Source organism: Flavobacterium sp. TR2 (genome assembly GCF_025252405.1).
Taxonomy (GTDB): Bacteria; Bacteroidota; Bacteroidia; order Flavobacteriales; family Flavobacteriaceae; genus Flavobacterium.
On sequence record NZ_CP104307.1, the window covers coordinates 3,831,771 to 3,851,890 of the forward strand.

The 20,120-nt window shown below is 36.5% G+C and carries 11 protein-coding genes; 4 read left to right on the forward strand and 7 right to left on the reverse strand.

Translation table 11 applies throughout. The features are described 5' to 3' along the window. Positions 1-132 precede the first annotated feature (132 nt). From N4T20_RS16830 to N4T20_RS16855, 6 genes are all read right to left on the reverse strand, one after another. Positions 133-2,292, reverse strand: a complete 2,160-nt coding sequence (locus N4T20_RS16830) for a S9 family peptidase (RefSeq protein ID WP_260670279.1) — start codon at positions 2,290-2,292, stop codon at positions 133-135. Position 2,293: 1 nt separating this feature from the next. Beyond that, positions 2,294-3,595, reverse strand: coding sequence for an aminopeptidase P family protein (locus N4T20_RS16835; protein WP_260670280.1), 1,302 nt, complete (start codon positions 3,593-3,595; stop codon positions 2,294-2,296). Between the two features lie 3 nt (positions 3,596-3,598). Then, positions 3,599-4,834 carry an NAD(P)/FAD-dependent oxidoreductase gene (locus N4T20_RS16840; protein WP_260670281.1) on the reverse strand — a complete coding sequence of 412 codons (1,236 nt, stop codon included), beginning with the start codon at positions 4,832-4,834 and terminating at the stop codon, positions 3,599-3,601. A 433-nt stretch (positions 4,835-5,267) separates the two neighbouring features. Next, entirely contained in the window at positions 5,268-6,278 is a 1,011-nt protein-coding gene (locus N4T20_RS16845; protein ID WP_260670282.1) for a 4-hydroxyproline epimerase, read from the reverse strand. Between the two features lies 1 nt (position 6,279). Then, positions 6,280-7,863, reverse strand: a complete 1,584-nt coding sequence (locus N4T20_RS16850) for an aldehyde dehydrogenase (NADP(+)) (RefSeq protein ID WP_260670283.1) — start codon at positions 7,861-7,863, stop codon at positions 6,280-6,282. 199 nt (positions 7,864-8,062) lie between these two features. Then, positions 8,063-8,977 (reverse strand): dihydrodipicolinate synthase family protein, encoded by a 915-nt coding sequence (locus tag N4T20_RS16855; protein WP_260670284.1) that lies wholly within the window; start codon positions 8,975-8,977, stop codon positions 8,063-8,065. A gap of 179 nt (positions 8,978-9,156) precedes the next feature. On the opposite strand from N4T20_RS16855, the gene N4T20_RS16860 reads away from it, so the two are divergent. Next, positions 9,157-10,002 carry an AraC family transcriptional regulator gene (locus N4T20_RS16860; RefSeq protein WP_260670285.1) on the forward strand — a complete coding sequence of 282 codons (846 nt, stop codon included), beginning with the start codon at positions 9,157-9,159 and terminating at the stop codon, positions 10,000-10,002. Positions 10,003-10,534: 532 nt separating this feature from the next. Here N4T20_RS16860 and N4T20_RS16865 read toward each other — a convergent pair. After that, positions 10,535-12,739, reverse strand: a complete 2,205-nt coding sequence (locus N4T20_RS16865; protein ID WP_260670286.1) for an alpha-galactosidase — start codon at positions 12,737-12,739, stop codon at positions 10,535-10,537. Between the two features lie 929 nt (positions 12,740-13,668). On the opposite strand from N4T20_RS16865, the gene N4T20_RS16870 reads away from it, so the two are divergent. The 3 genes from N4T20_RS16870 (at position 13,669) to N4T20_RS16880 (ending at position 20,105) form a co-directional block, all read left to right on the forward strand. Beyond that, entirely contained in the window at positions 13,669-16,863 is a 3,195-nt protein-coding gene (locus tag N4T20_RS16870) for a SusC/RagA family TonB-linked outer membrane protein (protein WP_260670287.1), read from the forward strand. A gap of 20 nt (positions 16,864-16,883) precedes the next feature. Further along, positions 16,884-18,581 (forward strand): RagB/SusD family nutrient uptake outer membrane protein, encoded by a 1,698-nt coding sequence (locus tag N4T20_RS16875; RefSeq protein ID WP_260670288.1) that lies wholly within the window; start codon positions 16,884-16,886, stop codon positions 18,579-18,581. A gap of 87 nt (positions 18,582-18,668) precedes the next feature. Then, positions 18,669-20,105 carry a hypothetical protein gene (locus N4T20_RS16880; RefSeq protein WP_260670289.1) on the forward strand — a complete coding sequence of 479 codons (1,437 nt, stop codon included), beginning with the start codon at positions 18,669-18,671 and terminating at the stop codon, positions 20,103-20,105. The last annotated feature ends 15 nt before the right edge of the window (positions 20,106-20,120 follow it).

Here is a 20,120-nt window from a genome sequence, read left to right on the forward strand (position 1 = left end):
CATTACTATATTACCCTTTAGGAAAGTTTTTAAAATCAAACATTTAACTCACACCAAAATGAGATGAATCCAAAAAAAAAGAGAATTTCAATTTGATGAAATTCTCTTCTCTTTTTATGATATACATTTTTTTTATTTTGCTCCCGGTGGACAATTTTTTTCAATATATCGAACAAAAGTATCTACCAGATGTTTTGTTGTTCCGTCACCTTCATTAATGCTATGAGAACGATTTGGATAAATCATTAAATCAAACATTTTATCGTACTTCACCAATTCATTTATTAAAACTTCTGCATTTTTATAATGTACATTGTCATCGCCAGTTCCGTGAATGTAAAGTAAATTTCCTTTCAGATTTTTAGCGTGCGTTACAGGAGAAGCTTGCGCATAAGCGGCCTGATTTTCATCTGGCAATCCCATGTAGCGTTCTGTATAAATGTTATCATAAAAATGCTGGTCTGTTACAGCGGCAATGGCAATACCAGTTTTATAAATCTCCGGGTACTGAAACATCAGATTTAAAGTTACTGCTCCTCCTCCGCTCCATCCGTGAATTGCAACACGGTCAGAATCAATAAAATTCCATTTTAAGACTTCTTTGGCCGCCATAGCCTGATCGCGCGTATTGATGATTCCAATGTTCTTGTAAATTGATTTTCTCCATTGCGTACCTTTCATTACAGGAGTTCCTCTATTGTCCATAGCAATTCCGATATATCCTTTTGGAATCAGCTGGCTGATGAATGGATTAAAATACGGTCTGTCATTGGCTACAGAAGCCATTGGCTCTCCATAAACAAAGAAGAAAACGGGATATTTTTTTGAAGGATCAAAATCTAATGGTTTTGCCATTACTCCATCAATTTCTACTCCATCTGCTGTTTTTACTTTGAATTTCTCCATCGAATAATTTCGTTTAGGAGCTGCAAAAACATCTACCTCTTTCGGATAAATCTTCTGATGCCCAGACAACGCAATCAGCCTCTGATTGTTATCTCTAGAAATGCTAGAATTGGTGTGTTTTGCGTAAGCTGCATCTGTCGAAAAAACATATCTGTTGGTGCCATCAAAAATAGCTGGAGTTACTCTTTTTGTTTTTTTCGAACTTAAATTCGTTTCATACAGATAGTGCTGAGTAGCATCTTCTGGACTGGCAATAAAATATATTGTTTTTGTCTTTTCATTATAAGCTTTAAAATAAGCATCAAAATTAGTTTTGGTAATTAATTCTTTTGATTTTCCGTCAAGGCTTATTTTATAAATATGCATCCATCCATCTGCGTCAGAACTCCATAAAAAGGCTTTTCCGTTGTCTACAAACTGGCACGGAAAAGTATCATACTCACCTGCAGAAGTATCAAATACATCTATCCATGCAGCAGATTCTTCCTTGTAAATTACTCTCGCTTCTCCCGATTTTGCATTGCAATCGTACATAGTCACCTGATTCTGATTTCGGTTTAACTGAACCACCATAATAGATTCACTGCTAATCCATTTCATTCGAGCTAAATAATTATTATCAGGTTCGCCAGGAATATTTAACCAATTGGTTTGCAAAGATTCGATATTTACGATTCCGATTTTTACAGAAGAAGGTTTTTCTCCTGCTTTTGGATATTCTACAGGAACAATAACAGGATACAATGAGTCGGTATTATTGATCATGAAATGAAACTTGGTAGAAGTCGCATCGACTCTCCAAAACGCAATGCTTTTTCCGTCAGGGCTCCATCTAAATCCGTCACGTGCAGCAAGCTCTTCTTCATAAACCCAATCAAAAGTTCCGTTGATGATTTTATCTGTGCCATCTGTTGTCAAAGGCGTAATTTTTCCTGTATTTACATTTTCAACATAAATATTGTGTTTTGAAACATAGGCAACATTTTCATTATCGCTCGAAAATTTTGCGAACATTAAAGATGAAGCATCGAGATTTTTCCCTAATTGTTTTCCCTTTCCAGTAGCTAGATCAAAATACCAATAATCGCCTCTGGTATTGTCTCTCCACACTTTCTTTGAATTGGTGTAGATCAATACTTTTGTCTTTGAATCGTTCCAGACCAATTGTTCAATTTTGCCGGCAAACCCAGCTGCATCCAATTGTGCTTTAGATAAAATGGTGTTTTGTTTATCTAGTTTATCAACATCATAAACGACAACATTATTATCTTTACTGACCCAAAACGAATGCGAATTTGGCAGCCACTTCAAATCATTAAGATCAATGCTTTGCTGAGCAAAAACAGATGTGCAGATAAACAGCAGAAACAACAAATACTTTCTCATTTTATTCTTTTTTATTTTTAATTAAATTTTCAATTTCGGCAATTTCAATTGGCATAGCTTCGCTCAGATTAATATTTCCGTTCTCTGTTATCAGATAATCGTTTTCTAAACGGCAGCCAATTCCTTCTTCCCTAATATAAATTCCGGGTTCGCAAGTCAGCACCATTCCTTTTTCAAATGGTCGCGAATACAAGCCAACATCATGAACATCCAGACCTAAGTGATGTGCGGTTCCATGCATGAAATATTTTTTGTAGGCAGGTTTTTCTGGGTCTTGAGACTTAATTTCCTCTTCTGTAATCAGCCCTAGCTTTACCAATTCTATTTCAATTAACTTAGCCATTTGAAGTTCGTAATCTTTTGATAAAACTCCAGGTTTCAACAATTTTGAACCTTCTTTTAAGCAATACAAAACAGACTCATAAACTGCTTTTTGTCTCGGACTGAAAGTTCCATTAACCGGAATACATCTTGTAGTATCTGAGTTATAATTGCCATAGCAGCTTCCAAAATCAACAAGAACCATTTCATTCTCTTGGCAAGTATCATCATTGGTGTTGTAATGCAGCGAACAGGCATTTTCGCCAGATGCTACAATTGATTTGAATGCTTGTCTTGTTCCTCCGTTTTTTACGGTGGCATACAACAGCTCGGCTTCTAATTCGTATTCTTTAATATTTGGGCGGATTGCGCCTAAAATTCTATGAAAACCTTCAACACTAATTGCAATTGCTTTTTTAATTAAATCAATTTCCTCGTTTGATTTTATTGGACGCAAATCGCGGGTTATTTTTGCCACACGCTCATATTGATGCAATGGATATTTTTCTCTGCACCATGCAATCATACGGTCCTGTCTGGTTTGCATTTCGGCAGTTACCCTTTTGATATGCTCATTATGGCCTAAATAAAAAATATCTGCCTCAAAGGCAAAAAGCTGTATGGTTTTCTCAAATTCATGAATCCATTTCACATTCGAGATTCCAGAAATGGCCGTAGCCTGTTCTTTGGTTAAAAAATTACCATCCCAAAGCAACGAGTGTTCACTTGCTTCTTTAACAAAAAGTATTGCCCTATTTTCTTCTTTAAAAGCGTCTGGATAAAGTATCAAAATGGTTTCATCCTGATCAATTCCAGATAGATAAAACAAATCATTGTTTTGCGAAAAGCCCATCACATCGTCTGCATTGTTGGGCATTACATCGTTTGAAGTCAGAATAGCCAAACTATTTGGCAACATTTTATCGGTAAATCTTTTTCGGTTTTCTATAAACAAAGAAACCGGAATCTGGTTGTATCTCATATTTTATATTTGGAATCTGTCAATAGCTACAGAGGTCGGTTTGCCAGAAATAATTTCAGTTATAATTTTTCCTGTTGCCGGCGCAAGACTTAATCCCATCATGGCGTGCCCTGTTGCTAAGGTCAAATTTACGATTTTTTTGTCTCTCGCAATAATAGGCATTCCCGATGGCGTGCATGGTCTAAAGCCAAACCAAGTGTCTTCTGTTTTAGGCATTTCCACTTTCATGTCAGGGTAAAAATCATTGATGCTGTTTATAATTCCCTGAAGCCTGTTCGCATTTATTTTATTGTCTTTGGTATGCGTAATTTCCATAGTTCCTCCAAATCTGATATCATTGGCCATTGGGGTTACGGCTACTTTTCCTTCACATAAAATAGATGGAATGCTTGGCTTTTGGTCTTTATCTTTTAAAGTAAAACTATATCCTTTTCCTGGTAAAATAGAAATGGAGATGTTTAATTTTTTAGCCAAAAAAGGACTCCAAGATCCTGATGCCAAAACTATTTCATCAGCTCTAAAAAGCCCATTGTCGGTTACAATTTTTTCTATTTTATTTCCTTCTAAAACAAAATCCTTAACACTGGTTTTAGAATGAATTTCGACTTTTAAACGAGCCAATTCTTCTTTAATAAAAGCCATAAACTTTTGAGGATACAGATGGGCATCACTTTTATAATGAACTCCTCCAATTACATTGGTATTAGTTCCTTTTTCTAACAGTGCCACTTCAGACTTTGACAGATAATCGACTTCAAGCCCAAGGCGTTCTGCTTCTTTTCCTTCATGATGCATTTCCTGCCCCACTTTATCGCTTTTGTAAAGCATTAAAAGTCCTTTCTCTTCATAGAAAAAAGAATTGTTTTCTTTGGCAAAATCCTGATAAAGCTCTTTACTTAAAAGAGAAAGATCGCGTAAGGCTGGCATTGCTTTTTCTACATGGCCTAGATTGGCGTGTTTATAAAACTGCATTCCCCATCCTAATAAATCTTTACTTAAACGCGGTTTTACATAAAACGGACTACGGCTATCAAACATCCATTTTATTCCCTGCGCAATCATGCCGGGCTGTGCCAGCGGAATAATATGCGACGGCACAATCATACCTGCGTTTCCGTATGAACAGCCATTGTCCATATCAGATTCATCAAATACGCTTACTTCATAACCTTCCTTTGCGAGATAATAAGCAGAACATAAACCAATAATTCCACCGCCAATAACAGCAACTTTTTTCATAAATTTTAATTCGTTAAGAGTCCTTTGAGACTGCTAATTATATTGTAACCCTGTTCGGTGAAATTATATATTCCATTAAGCTAAAATCAATTGCCTCCGTCTTTATTTATAAATTATTTTTCTGCATCCATTTCTAATGGTTTCAACCACGGGAACACAATCAAAAAACAATCTATATGTACCCATGGCTGAAACCACGGGCTATACTTTGAATACAAAAATCTCATTAATTTAATGACGAGGGTGATAATCAAAATTGTAAAAGATGGTTTTAGCTTAAACAACAACCACGTTAATTTGGCTAAAGCCCATCCTATTTACAATTTCTAAAAATCCTCTAGTTAAAACTAAGGACTATGCAAAAACAATAACTTAAACCTTTTGTTCAATTTAATTTGACCAACAGCTTAATTCTATTATAAATTGATTTTTTTTAAATAACCTGAAATCCAAATGCATAAGGATCGTCACTTTCATCAATTATAATATTATTATATCCGTACACTTTTGCCCAGCCTTGAATGCTTGGAACAATAGCCGGGATATCTCCGATAGAAGTTTCTTCTACCACTTTTCCGATAAACTTGCTTCCAATATAGCTTTCATGGATAAACTCTTCTCCTTTTTTCAATTTTCCTTTAGCGTGCAATTGCGCCATTCGGGCAGATGTTCCTGTTCCGCATGGCGAACGGTCGATTGCTTTATCGCCATAGAAAACGGCATTTCTGCCAGACGAAGTTGAATCTATAGGCGTTCCTGTCCATAACATATGGCTTACGTCTCTAATGGTATTATTTTCAGGATGAATAAAATAATCTGGGTATTTCTTGTTAATCTTATTGCGCACTTCCTGACTGTATTGAATAATTTTGCTTGCTGTAAAATCCTGAACACCAGAAAAATTCTTTTGCGGATCGACAATGGCATAGTAATTTCCTCCATAAGCCACATCAAAAACGATCTCACCCAATTCTGGGCAGTCAATAGTAAGCCCTTCAGCAGCCAGATATGATTTTACGTTGGTCAGACGTACCCAATCTACCTTTTTGCCTGTCTGCTGGTATTCGATATGCACTAAACCTGCTGGAGCTTCCATTTTGATGATTCCTGGAGTTTTTGGCGTTATAAGACCTTCTTCTACAGCAATTGTAATGGTTCCAATTGTACCGTGTCCGCACATTGGCAGACAGCCAGAAGTTTCTATAAACAAGATTCCAACATCGTTTGCAGGATCGGTAGGCGGATACAGAATGCTGCCGCTCATCATATCATGCCCTCTCGGCTCAAACATCAATCCTTTACGGATCCAGTCATATTCTTTTAAGAAATGCTGCCGTTTTTCGCTCATCGAATTGCCTTGCAGATTTGGCCCTCCACCAGCAACAACCCTAACTGGATTCCCGCAGGTATGAGCATCTACGCAAAAAAAAGTTTTCTTTACCATTTTATATTTGAGATAGTGTTAGTTTATTATTTACCGTACGGACAATTTGCAGCGGATTCTCATTTTGCAATTCAGCTGGCAGCAAATTATTTGGCCAATTCTGGAAGCTTATTGGGCGTACCCATCTGTAAACCGCATCGATACCAACTGCTGTATAACGAGAGTCTGACGATGCAGGATAAGGTCCGCCGTGAAGCATTGATGCGCAAACTTCTACTCCTGTAGGCACACCGTTATAAATCAGACGTCCTACACGATTCTGCAAGGCGGCAATTACTCCTTTGTGCGTGTCAATTTCATTTTCTTCACTTATAATTGTTCCCGTAAGCTGTCCTTCAAGTTTAGCAATTGCTTCTATCAGTTCGGCCTCGTTTTCGCATTCAATTAAAATAGAGAACGGACCAAAAACCTCATTATGCAATACTTTATTTGCTAGAAATTCTTTTCCGTCAACTTTTAAAACGGTTGGAACTCCATGATTTACCGTTGTTTCTCCTTTAAATTGAGCTATTTTTGAAACTCCGTTCTGCTCTTCTATTTTTGAAATTCCATTATTAAAATCTGTATAAATGGAAGGATGAAGCATACAGCCTGGAGTCACTTTTTCAATTGCCTGATCAAGGTTTTCAGCAAATTCATTTAGTTCTTCTCCCTTTAAAGCTAATAATAATCCTGGATTAGTGCAAAATTGTCCCGCTCCTAAAGTGATAGAACCGGCATAAGCTGATGCCCATTTCTGGCTATTTTTTTTCAATGCGTTAGGCAGCAGAACCACAGGATTTATGCTTCCCATTTCGGCAAATACCGGAATTGGTTCTGGGCGCTGCGCCGCTAAATCGCACAAAGCGCGTCCGCCTTTAATGCTTCCTGTAAAACCTACTCCTTTTACTAATGGATGTTTAACCAAACTCGTGCCTAGCGTTCTTCCGTCACCTATAAGATTAGAAAAAACACCTTCTGGCATATTGGTTTTCTGAGCCGCTTTAATAATTGCAGAAGCGACCATTTCGCCTGTTCCGATATGCATCGAATGGCTTTTTACAATAACTGGACAACCCGCAGCCAAAGCTGAAGCTGTGTCTCCTCCGCCTGTAGAGAACGCAAAAGGAAAATTACTTGATCCAAAAACCACAATTGGCCCTAAAGGTGTTAACATTTTGCGTAAGTCTTCTTTTGGCGCAGGCTGTCTGTCAATTATTGCAGTATCTATTGTGGCCTGTACCCAACTGCCTTCTGTAAGCATATTGGCAAAGGCTTGCAGCTGTCCGATCATTCTTCCGCGCTCTCCCTCGGCTCTTCCTCTTGGGTAACCCGATTCGGTGCAGTACTGAACTAAAAGATCATCTCCTAATGCTAAAATTTCATCGGCAATCGCATTCAAAAATTTAGCTTTTTCAATACCAGAATAATTTTTATAACTCGCAAATGCTTGATTGGCCAAGGTAACTGCCTCCTCAATTTCATCTTGAGTTGCCTCTGTAAAAACCCATGGATTTTCTGTATTCAATATTGGATTAAACGTTTTTAGTATTTTTGTACCGCCCGCTTTTAGCTGGCTACCTATATAATTTTTTCCTGTAATCATGTTTTTTTTGTCTTATAAATGAATAAGTGCAGTTATAGTTTTCAGTCGCGGCTTTAGTCCCCGTTTTCAGTCGCAGCCCCAGTAAAAACAGTAACCGAAAACCCTGACTGTAAATGGAAACTGAAACTGAGACTGCGACTGAAAATGGAGATCCGAGACTGAAAACTAAAAAAGCAAAGCCAATCTTTTTTATATGCTGTTATAAATTTTTATAATCTGGCAAAGTTGGTCTAGTGCGCAATCCTTCAGCGATAATAGCTAGAACTCTTTCTCTTTCTGCTCCTTGCAATGGCAATCTTGGCGCACGAACATATTCTGAACCAATTCCTGTTGCAACTTCTGCCAATTTGATATTCTGAACTAAAAATGCATTAATATCCAACTCTAATAATGGTAAGAACCATCTGTAAATTTTAAGAGCTTCATCATATCTTCCTGCTTTTGCCAATTTGTAAATAGCAACTGTTTCTTCAGGAAAAGCACAAACCAATCCAGAAACCCATCCGTCAGACCCCATAAATAAGCTTTCTAAAGCTAATGTATCTACTCCTGATAATATTTTTAAACGATCTCCAAATCTATTGATCATTCTAGTAACATTAGAAATATCTCTTGTTGATTCTTTTACAGCTTGAATGTTATCGTATTTCAACAACTCTTCAAACATATCTAGCGTAACCTCAATTTTATAGTCAACAGGATTATTGTAAACCATAATAGGAAGTGAAGTATTTTTTGCCACTTCACTATAGAAAGCTACTGTTTCAAAATCTGATGCTTTGTAACGCATTGGAGGAAGCATCATTAATCCTTTTGCTCCATCTTCTTCAGCTTTATTGGCAGCCAAAATTGCATTTTTTGTAGACTGCTCTGCAATGTTCATAATTACAGGCACTTTATTTTCTGTTAATGCAACAGTATGTTTTACTAATTCTCTTTTTTCATCTTCTAAAAGCGTGCTTGCCTCTCCTAAAGTTCCTCCTAAAATAATTCCAGATACTCCAGCATTTAATTGTGCTTTCATATTGACTTCGAACATATTAAAGTCTAATTTATCATCTGCAGTAAATTTTGTAGTTACTGCGGGCATCACGCCATTCCATTGAATACTCATAATTTTAATTTTTTATTGAAAGCCAAAATTATCTAGAAACAGGAGAGCGCACCCGTTAAAAATTACCACAAAATAATACTATATTACCCTATATAGTGGTATTTTTTAAAAAACTGAACATTATAGCATCATTTTTTTATCCAAATGCAATATATTTGGTTATAACTAACTAACCACATATGAAAGTTTTCCCATTCAAAATCCCAAAATCTGGGGAAGATCCCCTTATTTATCAAGAAGATATCGAAGTGTCATTTTATGACAAATTGCATCAGCATGAAGAAATTCAAATTAGTTTTATAGAAAAAGGAGAAGGAGCCGTTTTTGCAGGCGATACTATTTCGCAATATCGCCAGGGTGATATATTGGTCATTGGAAGCAATCTGCCCCATGTTTTTAGAAGCGACGTTCAGGAGAATGTGATTTCTGTAATGCGCACTTTATTTTTTACTTTCAATTCGTTTGGCAGAGATTTTTTTGAATTGCCGACTTTCCGAAATATCCATCCAATTCTTGAGAGCAGCAAAAATGGATTCGTAATCCATAATGCGCCAAAAAAAGTAGTCAAATATTTTAAGAAGCTGAAAAAAGCTGACAGCTATACCCGTTTTATACTATTTCTAGATATTCTAAAATGGCTGTCAACATCAGAAACTACTCCGCTTTCTAATTATTTGTATCAAAAGAAAATAACGGATAACGAGGGAAAAAGAATGCAGATTGTGTTTGAATATGTAATGACCAATTTTCATAAAAACATTACGCTCGACGAAATTGCTTCTATAGCCAGTATGACAAAAAATGCTTTCTGCCGGTACTTTAAAGTCCGGACCAACAAGTCTTTTTTTCAATTCCTAATTGAAGTGCGTATTGAGAGAGCGGCAAAATTGTTGTCTAATAATGAAGAGCTCTCTGTTTTGGAAATTGCCGAATTGTGCGGTTTTAATAATATTTCCAATTTTAACCGAAAGTTTAAAGAATTAAAACAGCTTTCGCCTTTGCAGTATAGAAAACTGAATTTGTAGATTTTGTAATTTCATGCTCCCGATAGCTATCGGGATTAAAATGATTTTAGCACATTAAACTGGATTTTTTATAAACGAAATTCCATCCCAATATTCCGTAGAGACGCACTGCAGTGCGTCTAACTAGGCGGAAAAATATTTCACGCAGATTTAAAAAGATTTCAGCAGATTAAATTGGATTTTTTTAAAAATGAAATTCCTTCCAATATTCCGTAGAGACGCACTGCAGTGCGTCTAACGTATTGTGAATACACATTGTATAGATCCAGCGTATACAAACGTTGCAGATATACGTTGCGTAGACGCACTGCAGTGCGTCTCTACAGATATGCTTGATATTTTCTTTTTTTTATAATATTTCGCGTAAACTATTATGAATCCTATTCTATCTAACATATTGTGGATATACGTTGCGTAGACGCACTGCGGTGCGTCTCTACGGATATGTTTTGGGTTAAAAAAACAAATCAGCAGTTTAATCTCATTGTTTAAACGAGACCAAACAGCTGATTTATTTTAGAAAATATTTTTTCTAATTACCAGATACTGCGGTTATTTCAAGCACAACACTCGATTCTACTTTTGAAGAAGAAACTCTCAAGCCTACATTCATCAAATAATCTCCTGTAAAAGATGCTCCCGATTCTTCGAGCGTTTTCTTTGCTTCAGGCATTAAATTGATTTCTTCTACTTTATAGGTTTTATTGGCATCTAAACCTTGAAAACGAACCAAATTATATTGTGGATCATAAAGCGGATGAAGCGTGTAAGAAAATAAAACGGCTTTGTCTTTAGATTCATCAACATACATTAATACCGCACGACTATCTTCGTAAGGAGAAATCATTCGGTACATATCGCCATGCCAGATTACAGGGCTTAATCTTTTATAATTGGCAACTGCATCCTGAGTATATTTTAGCTCTTTTTCTTTCAGTTCTTTTACATTTATGTCAAAACCTAATTTGCCCATCATAGCAACATCTGTTTTAAATTTTATAGACTGATTGCCCCATGATGTTACGTGATTGCAAATTGAAAAAGCTGGAAAAAACTGTGAATAGCCCCATTGAATAAAAACTCTATTAAACGGATCTGTATTGTCACTAGCCCAAAACTCAGTGAAATATTTTAAGAACGCATAATCTGTTCTTCCGCCACCGCCTGCGCAAAGCATCATTGGCAAATGCGGATATTTTGTTTTAATTCGCTCCAAAACTTTATACAAACCTCTAGTGTATTCAATAAATAAGTGTGACTGCTGATTTTTTAAGTACGTAGAATAAGCGTTGGTCATCATACGGTTGCAATCCCATTTAAAGAAAGCGACTCCACCATTGGTCTGCATAATATCGTCTACTGTTTTAAACACAAAATCCTGCACTTTCGGATTCGATAAATCCAAAACCAATTGCGTACGGTAATAGCTTTCTTCCCTATTTTGCAATTTTAAAACCCAGTCTGGATGTTTTTCGTACAATTCACTTTTCGGGTTTACCATTTCAGGTTCAATCCAGATTCCGAATTTAACACCTGTTTTTTCTGCTTGCTGCATTAGGAAGCCTAAACCGTTTGGCAGTTTTGTTTTTGTGGCTTCCCAATCTCCCAAACCAGATTTGTCTCCACTTCTTGGATATTTATTTCCAAACCAGCCATCATCCAATAAAAACATATCAACACCCAATGTTTTAGCATCTTCAAACATTTCCGTCAATTTGTTTTCATCAAAATTAAAAAAAGTGGTTTCCCAATTGTTCAATAAAGTCAAACGAGACTTGTCTCCATCTTTTACGCCATAATTTTTCGCCCAAGAATGCAAATTCCTGCTTGCCTGCCCTTTTCCTTTGTTTGAAAAAGTATATATAAAGGAAGGAGTCGTAAATATTTCGCCTGGCTGAAGATTATATTCTGAAGCAAACGGATTAATTCCAGAAGAAATTCTAAGTGAATTTTTATTGTCCAATTCAAAAGTAAACTTAAAATTTCCGGACCACGCAATAGTTCCAGCAACAAGTTCTCCCGTATTTTCTTTGGCTTTTTCATTCAATCCTAAAAAGAAAACGGGCGTTTGATACATATTGGTTCTAACTCCCAATTTAGAATCAATTACTTTGGCACCGCTTGTCAATTGGCTTTCCTGCATTCTAACCTCTTTTGCCCAATCTCCATGAAACTGAGTCAGCCAATACTGATTGGCGTCAAAGTGCAGCATAGATGACGCATAGTTGTAGAGCGTTACAGGTTTCTTTTCGCGATGTACAATTTCTGTCCATTGCTCGACAACATTTTCTTTATAAAAAGCTTTATAATACAATGTCACCTCCACAGGATAAACCGGGTCCTTCATTTTTATGATAGTTTCGGTCGTGTTGCCATCTATTTTTTTTGTCTGATGGCTTACGTAAACTAACTCCAAAGCAGGATTTCCGTCATTATGAGTCATTCGAATCGCTGACTCAAACAAATTGTTTGTACCATAAGTCGGATACGCCTCATGTCTAAGATTAAGCAGTGGATTTCCGTCGTTTATAACAAATGTTCTTTCGGTTTCTTTGGAAAGCGTATTATAGGCAGAAGCTTCTAGTTTTGCACCTAAATAAGACTGATAAAGCAATCCGTTTTTAGCCACTTTTAAGATTAATGCCGTATTCTGGGTTTCAATTGCTATGGGATCATTTTGTGCATTAGCTTTCCAAAAGAAAGAGATCACAACTAATAGGAGAAGTGCTTTTTTCATAATTTTTTTTAATTAATAATAAGTAAATGTTTTCTTGAAGATTCTAAAAAGAATACAATACAATCACATCAAATTGGAATTGCAGTTCGTTCTAAAACTCCGAACATCACATTTATCAATCAAACCACGAGAAAAAGTCCATTTAATTATACCGTCAAATAAATAGAGTAAAAGCCGCTATTGTGTATAATTCACAAGAAAAATGGTATTGAGCTCTAATAGCCATTTTCAGTCATGAAGAAATGAAATCCAAAAATAGCAAAATATAATTGAAATAAAGGTTTCGCTGCCGCCTTTTCTTTATAGTCGCAAAAACAGAAAAAATAGGCATTTGATAAAATTTTTATCATTTTTTATCGATTCTGATATTTTATTACCTAAAAAAAGTTCTTAATCGTAAAACAGGATAAAATATCTGCAAGCTTACTCTTACATATTAGCTTATATTAACGACTGGTATGGTTGAAAAAATAAAATGGAGCAAAAAAACCGAAATTAAGACGAAAAAAAAATTCTGATACTATATTACCCACTTTCAAAAATCAAAAGAATCGATTTTAACATTCAAATTTATGTTCTATTTCAAAAAAATCGATTTTTAAAAATGAATTAGAACAAATCTTCAATAAATTATAAGAAAACATTTGTTTATTTTCTAAAATCGCTGCGATTTGAATTTTATGCATATATTATCCACTTTAATTTTGATATTATTTTAAATAAGTCATGTTTTTTAAACATAGCGTAAAAAACTAGTAGGTACTGGTATGTGCGAGTTTAGAACATTTATACTTTTGGAATTCACATTTATCTCTTTTTTCATAAACAATCTGCTAGAGCTCAATGCCTTTTGTTTTTTCAAAATGAAAATAAGATAACAACGGACCACGAGAGAATAAATTACTAACCAACAAAAACCACTAAAAAACATGACCAAACAAAAACCAACAAAAGATTGGCTTTCTTCTGAGACATGGAAGATTACCAAACTAACATCGGGAGCCCTATTGGCGCTTACGTTACAAGCTTCTTTTGCCGCTGAGTCAAAAGAAACAAAATTTTCTACTAAGCTGACCAGCAATCTAACTTTGACAAAAGGCGAAAATGCATCACTGTTTGTAGAAAAACTTGTAAAAGGAAAAGTAACTGGCCCGCAAGGAGAACCGCTTCCGGGTGTAAACATTCTTGTAAAAGGAACAAAAATAACCGCGACTACTGACTTTGACGGTAATTTTACTATTGAGGTTCCAGATTCCAACAGTATTCTTGTTTTTTCTTACACAGGCTTTGTAACCAAAGAAGTTCCAGCAGATCAAGCAGCAAGCATTAAGCTTGAAGAGCAAAACCAGACTTTAAATGAAGTTGTAGTTGTAGGATACGGTACGCAAAAGAAAGCTTCTACAACTGGGGCAATTGCTTCGATTAAAGGAGGCGTTTTAACGCAAAATGCATCTGCAAACGTATCAAACGGAATTGCGGGACGTATGTCTGGAGTAATCGCTAGCAACCGTTCTGGAAGACCTGGAGATGATAGCTCTACACTTTTAATTAGAGGTTTCAACTCTTTTGGAGGAGGTACGAGTCCGCTTGTAGTTGTAGATGGTATTCCTGACCGTGATTTGAACAGGATTAACCCTGACGACATCGAATCTGTAACGGTTCTGAAAGATGCATCGGCAGCGATTTATGGAGTTCGTTCTGCAAATGGGGTAATTCTGGTAACGACTAAAAGAGGAAAAGTAGGTGCTCCAACCATCAAAGTAGACGGTTCTTACGGTATTCAGCAGTTGACGAGAATGAGCGAAAGAGTTAATTCTTGGGAATACATGACGTATTATAACGAACTTAATGCCCACAAAGGAACAACGCTGCCTTATACTCAGTCAGAAATTGACAAATACAAAGCTGGAAACGATCCTAACTACACAAGTACAGACTGGATGAAACAGGTTTACAGAAAAGATGCTCCGCAAGCCAACGTTTCTCTTTCTGTTAATGGAGGTAATGAGCAGGTAAAATACTTCTTTTCTGGACAATACTTAAATCAAGAAAGTAACCTTAGATACAGCGACGAGAGATACAGACAATTCAATTTGAGATCAAACATTGACGTTAATATCACTTCAAACTTTAAGGTAAACTTAGACATTGCTACTCGTAAAGAAGATAGAAATTACCCAGCAGTAAGCATTGGAAGCATTATGCACGAGACGGTTAGTATGTATCCTTTTATTCCAGCATACTGGAAAAATGGTTCCCCATCGTCTGGTATTACAAATGGTAGAAACCCAATTTTAATGTCTTCTCCTTCGGCAGGTTACGATCATGTGATCAACTTAATCGTAAATCCAAAAATCGGATTTGAACTGAAATTGCCAAAAATAACTGAAGGATTATCGCTTAGCGGATATGCTGCATTTGACTATAATGTGCGTAGTGAAAAGAAATTCACAAAACCTTGGGATGCTTATTCTTATGACAAAACAAACGATAGTTATAATAACGTAAAAAACAGCACGAGTATAACAAGCGTAATGCAGGATGAGCGAATTGCCAATCAAAATACGTATTTCGCAAAATTAGCGTACGATCGTAAATTCAATAAACATTCGGTAAATGCTTTTGTAGGATATGAGCAGACTACAATGGACAAAACTCAAACCTATGCTTACAGAAGAGATTTATTGAGCGATCAATTGGATCAGATTTTCACAGGAAGCACTAAAGGGCAAAATGCTACGGGCGGTGCTTATCAAGATGGACGTGAAAGTTTCCTTGGAAGAGTTGCGTACAATTTTGATGATAAATATTTTGCAGAAGTTTCTGCTCGTTATAACGGATCATTCAATTTCCCATCTTCAACTCGTTGGGGTATGTTCCCTGCTATTAGTGCAGGTTGGAAAATATCTGAAGAGCCGTTCTTTAAAAATAATATAAAAGCAATTGATCAGCTTAAAATAAGAGCTTCTTGGGGAAGAATGGGTAATGATGATTTGAGAGAAACTATTAATGGCGTAGACTACCTTAATCAATATCTTTTCTTAACAAGATATCAATTAACTACAGATCAGCAGCTTTACAGCTACTTTGGATCAGACTATACGTTAAACAACAGTATTTATCTTTCTTCTACTCCAAACCCAAATATTACTTGGGAAATACAAGACTCTAAAAACATTGGTTTTGACTTTGGATTCTTTGGAAACAAATTGACAGCAACTTTTGATTATTTCAGCAATAAAAGATCGGACATCTTAGCGGCAAGAAATGCTTCTGTGCCATTGTACACAGGATTATCTCTTCCAAAAGAGAATATCGGAAAGACCGTAAACAGAGGTACTGACTGGTCTGTTAATTACGCTGATAATATTAATAGTTTTAAATATAGTGTTGGTTTTAATTTTACTTATGCGCAAAGCGAAGTATTGTTTCGTGATGAAGCAGAAAACATTCCAGCTTGGCAAAAATCAACAGGAAGAGCTATCGATTCTTGGTTAGTATACCAAACCAACGGAATTTACCGCACTCAAGCAGAGGTTGACAACTCGCCTCACTTTGAAGGAGCAAAACCAGGTGATCTTTGGGTAAAAGATACTGACAACGACGGAAACATCACTTCTAATGACAAAGTGAGAATTCCAGAATCTGCAACTCCAAAAATTGCTTACGGTATTCCAATCAGAGCAGAATATAAAGGTTTTTCTGTAGATATGCTTTGGACTGGGCAGGCAAAAGCTAGACAAATGATTCTTCCGCAAGCTCAGGGCGCTATCGTGGCACCGCCAAGATGGTTATACGAAGACAGATACACAGCCGAAAATCCAAATTCTAAATACCCTGTTGCATTCAATGATTCTGATCCGAGAAACAATATTCCAGCTGACTTCTGGTTAAGAGATGCTTCATTCTTTAGATTAAAATCTTTAGAGGTTTCCTATACATTGCCAGAAAAACTGCTTTCTAGATTCGGAGTAGTGAACACCAGATTTTATGCGGGAGGAACCAATTTGTTTTCTATCGACCACATGAAACAGTACAATTTAGATCCTGAAACCAACAATACAACAGGAATAAATTATCCGCAGACCCGTATTTACAGAATCGGTGTAAGCATTGAATTATAACAAGGTAAAAAGATCAAGACATGAAAAATTATAACATCTATAAACTAATAAATATAAAAAAGAAAGCTCTTATCGCTGCTTCTCTTTTTATTGCTCTTGCTGCAACATCTTGCAGTGAAGACCCTTTAGACAAAGCTCCCTTGGATTCTTACACCGATGAAAACGTGTGGAATGACTTAAAACTTACAGAAGCTTTTGCCAACAATCTATATACCGTATTGCCAAGTACGCAGCACAACTGGAATGACAGAACCAACCGCAGCTGGATTCTATCTACTGCTTGTGATGAAGCGTTCAATAATTTTAACGATTATGATGTATGGAATCTAAATTCTGGTGCTCTTACACCAGATAACGCAGGAGATTTCAACACTTGGAAACCTACTTATGCTACCATTCAAAACTGCAATATCTTTTTGTCCCGAATCGATAACGTGCCAGGAGATGAAGCTTGGAGAAACAGATTAAAAGGCGAAGTGCTGTTTTTAAGAGCGTATGCTTACTTCAAATTAATCAGCGATTACGGAGGAGTTCCTCTTGTTACGAAGCCTTTTGAATTAAATAGCAATTTTAAAGTAGACCGAAGCACTTATGACCAATGCGTTGACTTTATTGTGGGTGAGTTAGACAAAGCTGCCGAATTGCTTCCTTTAGCCGCTAAAGATTTGGGAAGAGTTACAAAAGGTGCCGCTCTTGCCATTAAATCGAGAACATTGCTTTATGCAGCAAGTCCGCAATGGAACCCTTCTAATGATTTGGCAAAATGGAAAAAAGCATCAGACGCTGCAAAAGCGGTTATGGATTTAAATATCTATTCGCTTTACGATAAAAAGTACGAAGATTTGTTTACAACCAACAATTCAGAAGTTATTTTCTCTCGTTTATCTAGCAAAGATCCTCAATGGAGTGCTTTTAATGGTGTAGAAATGTTCAATTCGCCAAGCGGTTTTCACGGATGGGCAAACTTTGCGCCAAGCCAAAGCCATATCGATGCTTATGGAACTGCTGACGGAAAAGACATTACTGACCCAACTTCTGGCTATGATCCTCAAAAGCCTTATGTAAACAGAGATCCGCGTTTTTATAAAAATATCGTTTACGACGGACGCGCGTACGGAAAACCTGAGTTCTTTCAAGATCGTTACGATGCAGGAAGCTCCAATAAAGCCGAATTTTTCGAAGGCGGTTTAGATTCTCCTCAAGGATGGGATACTTGGAACGCTAGTAAAACACGTTACACTTTCCGTAAATATTGCGATACAACTTACAATTACAACAACGAAACGCAAACCAATAAAGCTTGGATTATATCTCGTTTAGGAGAAATTTATTTGAACTATGCTGAATCAGAGTTTAAATTAGGTCATGAAGCAACTGCAATCCAATATCTTAATTTAATCAGACAGCGTGCTGGAATTACTAATCCTTTAACTGGTTTGACTGGAGCAGCTTTAGAGAATAAAATTCGTAACGAAAGACAAGTTGAATTATGTCTTGAAGGATTCCGCTACTATGATGTGCGCCGTTGGAAAATTGCCGAAGAAACAGAAAATAAACCTCTTATGGGAGTTATTATTACCAAAAACAGTGATGGTTCTAAGACGTACACTTATTCCAAAGTACAGGAAAGGATTTTCAAACCCCAACACTATCTGCTTCCTATTCCGAGAGACGAAATTAACAGAACAGGTTTACCCCAGAACCCAGGTTATAATTAAAAACTATAACCAATTAAGCAAACCCATCTAGGGGGATGGGTTTGCTTTTAAAATTTAACTAGAAGAATCCAAATCGAAAATAGCTTTATGAAAAATCATTTTATAGTTTTACTGGCTAACTGCTGTTTCTTTTTGAATGCATATAGTCAAGAAACCGTTACTTTCAAATCTACAGATCCTGCGCTTCAGCTGGCTTTTGACCGTGCCAAAAGTATGGCCTTGAGTTATAAAGGAGATGCTAAAGATCCTGTTGGACCGTGGTATGAAGCGGCTCTTCCTGCGCGAGCAGCATTTTGTATGCGCGACGTATCGCATCAAAGCATTGGCGCAGAAATACTGGGATTGCAAAAGGAGAACAAAAATATGCTTTCGCTTTTTGCCCAAAATATTTCAGAGAGCAAAGACTGGTGCTCGTATTGGGAAATCAATAAATACGGAAAACCTGCTCCCGAAGATTACAGAAATGATAAAGAATTCTGGTACAATCTGAACAGCAATTTTGATGTCATGTTTGCCTGCTGGAGATTGTATTTATGGACAGGTGATGAAGGTTATATAAAAAATCCAGAGTTTGAAAATTTCTTCGAAAAATCTTCAACGCAATACATAGAACGCTGGGTTCTTGAAGTCGATTCGCTATTAACCAGACCAGAATTTGCAAACAGTCCTGTTCCGTTTAACATCAAAGACGATTTTCATAAATGCCGCGGACTGGCTTCTTATTCTGAAGACATTCCAGGCCTAAAAATGGGTGTCGATTTGGTAGCGGCAATTTACCGAGGACTGCTCACCTACTCTTCTATTTTAAAAGAAAAAGGAGAATTTGAAAAAGCAGCTTTTTTTGAAAAAAAGGCCATTCAATACCAGCAGCATATAGAAAAAATCTGGTGGGATCAAAAAGCTTCGGCTTACAATGTAATTTATACTGCTGACGGCAAATTCAGCAAAGATTTTGGAGAACTGTTTTTATTATGGTTCGATGCTTTGAAAGATGCTGACAGAATAGAAAAAACGATTAAGCATATTCTTTCAGAAAAAAGCAATGTCGAAAATGCTTCTTATCTTCCTTTTCTTTTATACAAATATGGTCATGAAGATAAAGCATACGAATACATTTTGCACCTAACCGATCCTGAAACCAAAAGAAGAGAATATCCAGAAGTTTCATACGGCGTGATCGAAGGCATCGTACATGGCTGTATGGGAATAGAGCCAGATGCATCAAAAAAAACAGTGACAACATTATATCGCGGAAAAAAAGAGAGCATTTCTGAGGTCGATAATTTACCCGTGTTACATACAACATTGGCTGTAGCACACCAAAACCAAACAACAACAACACTACACAACAAAGGCGATAATTTTATAGAATGGAAAGCGATGTTTACTGGAAATTATGCTTCCATTTTTATAAATAACAAAAAAGCTGCCGTAACTCATGAAAAGGATCAGAAGGGAAATCCCTACACTGCTATTACAATCCGTGTTAATCCTGGACAGAAAATAACGGCAGCCTGTCGCTAAAAAACAACTCATCCT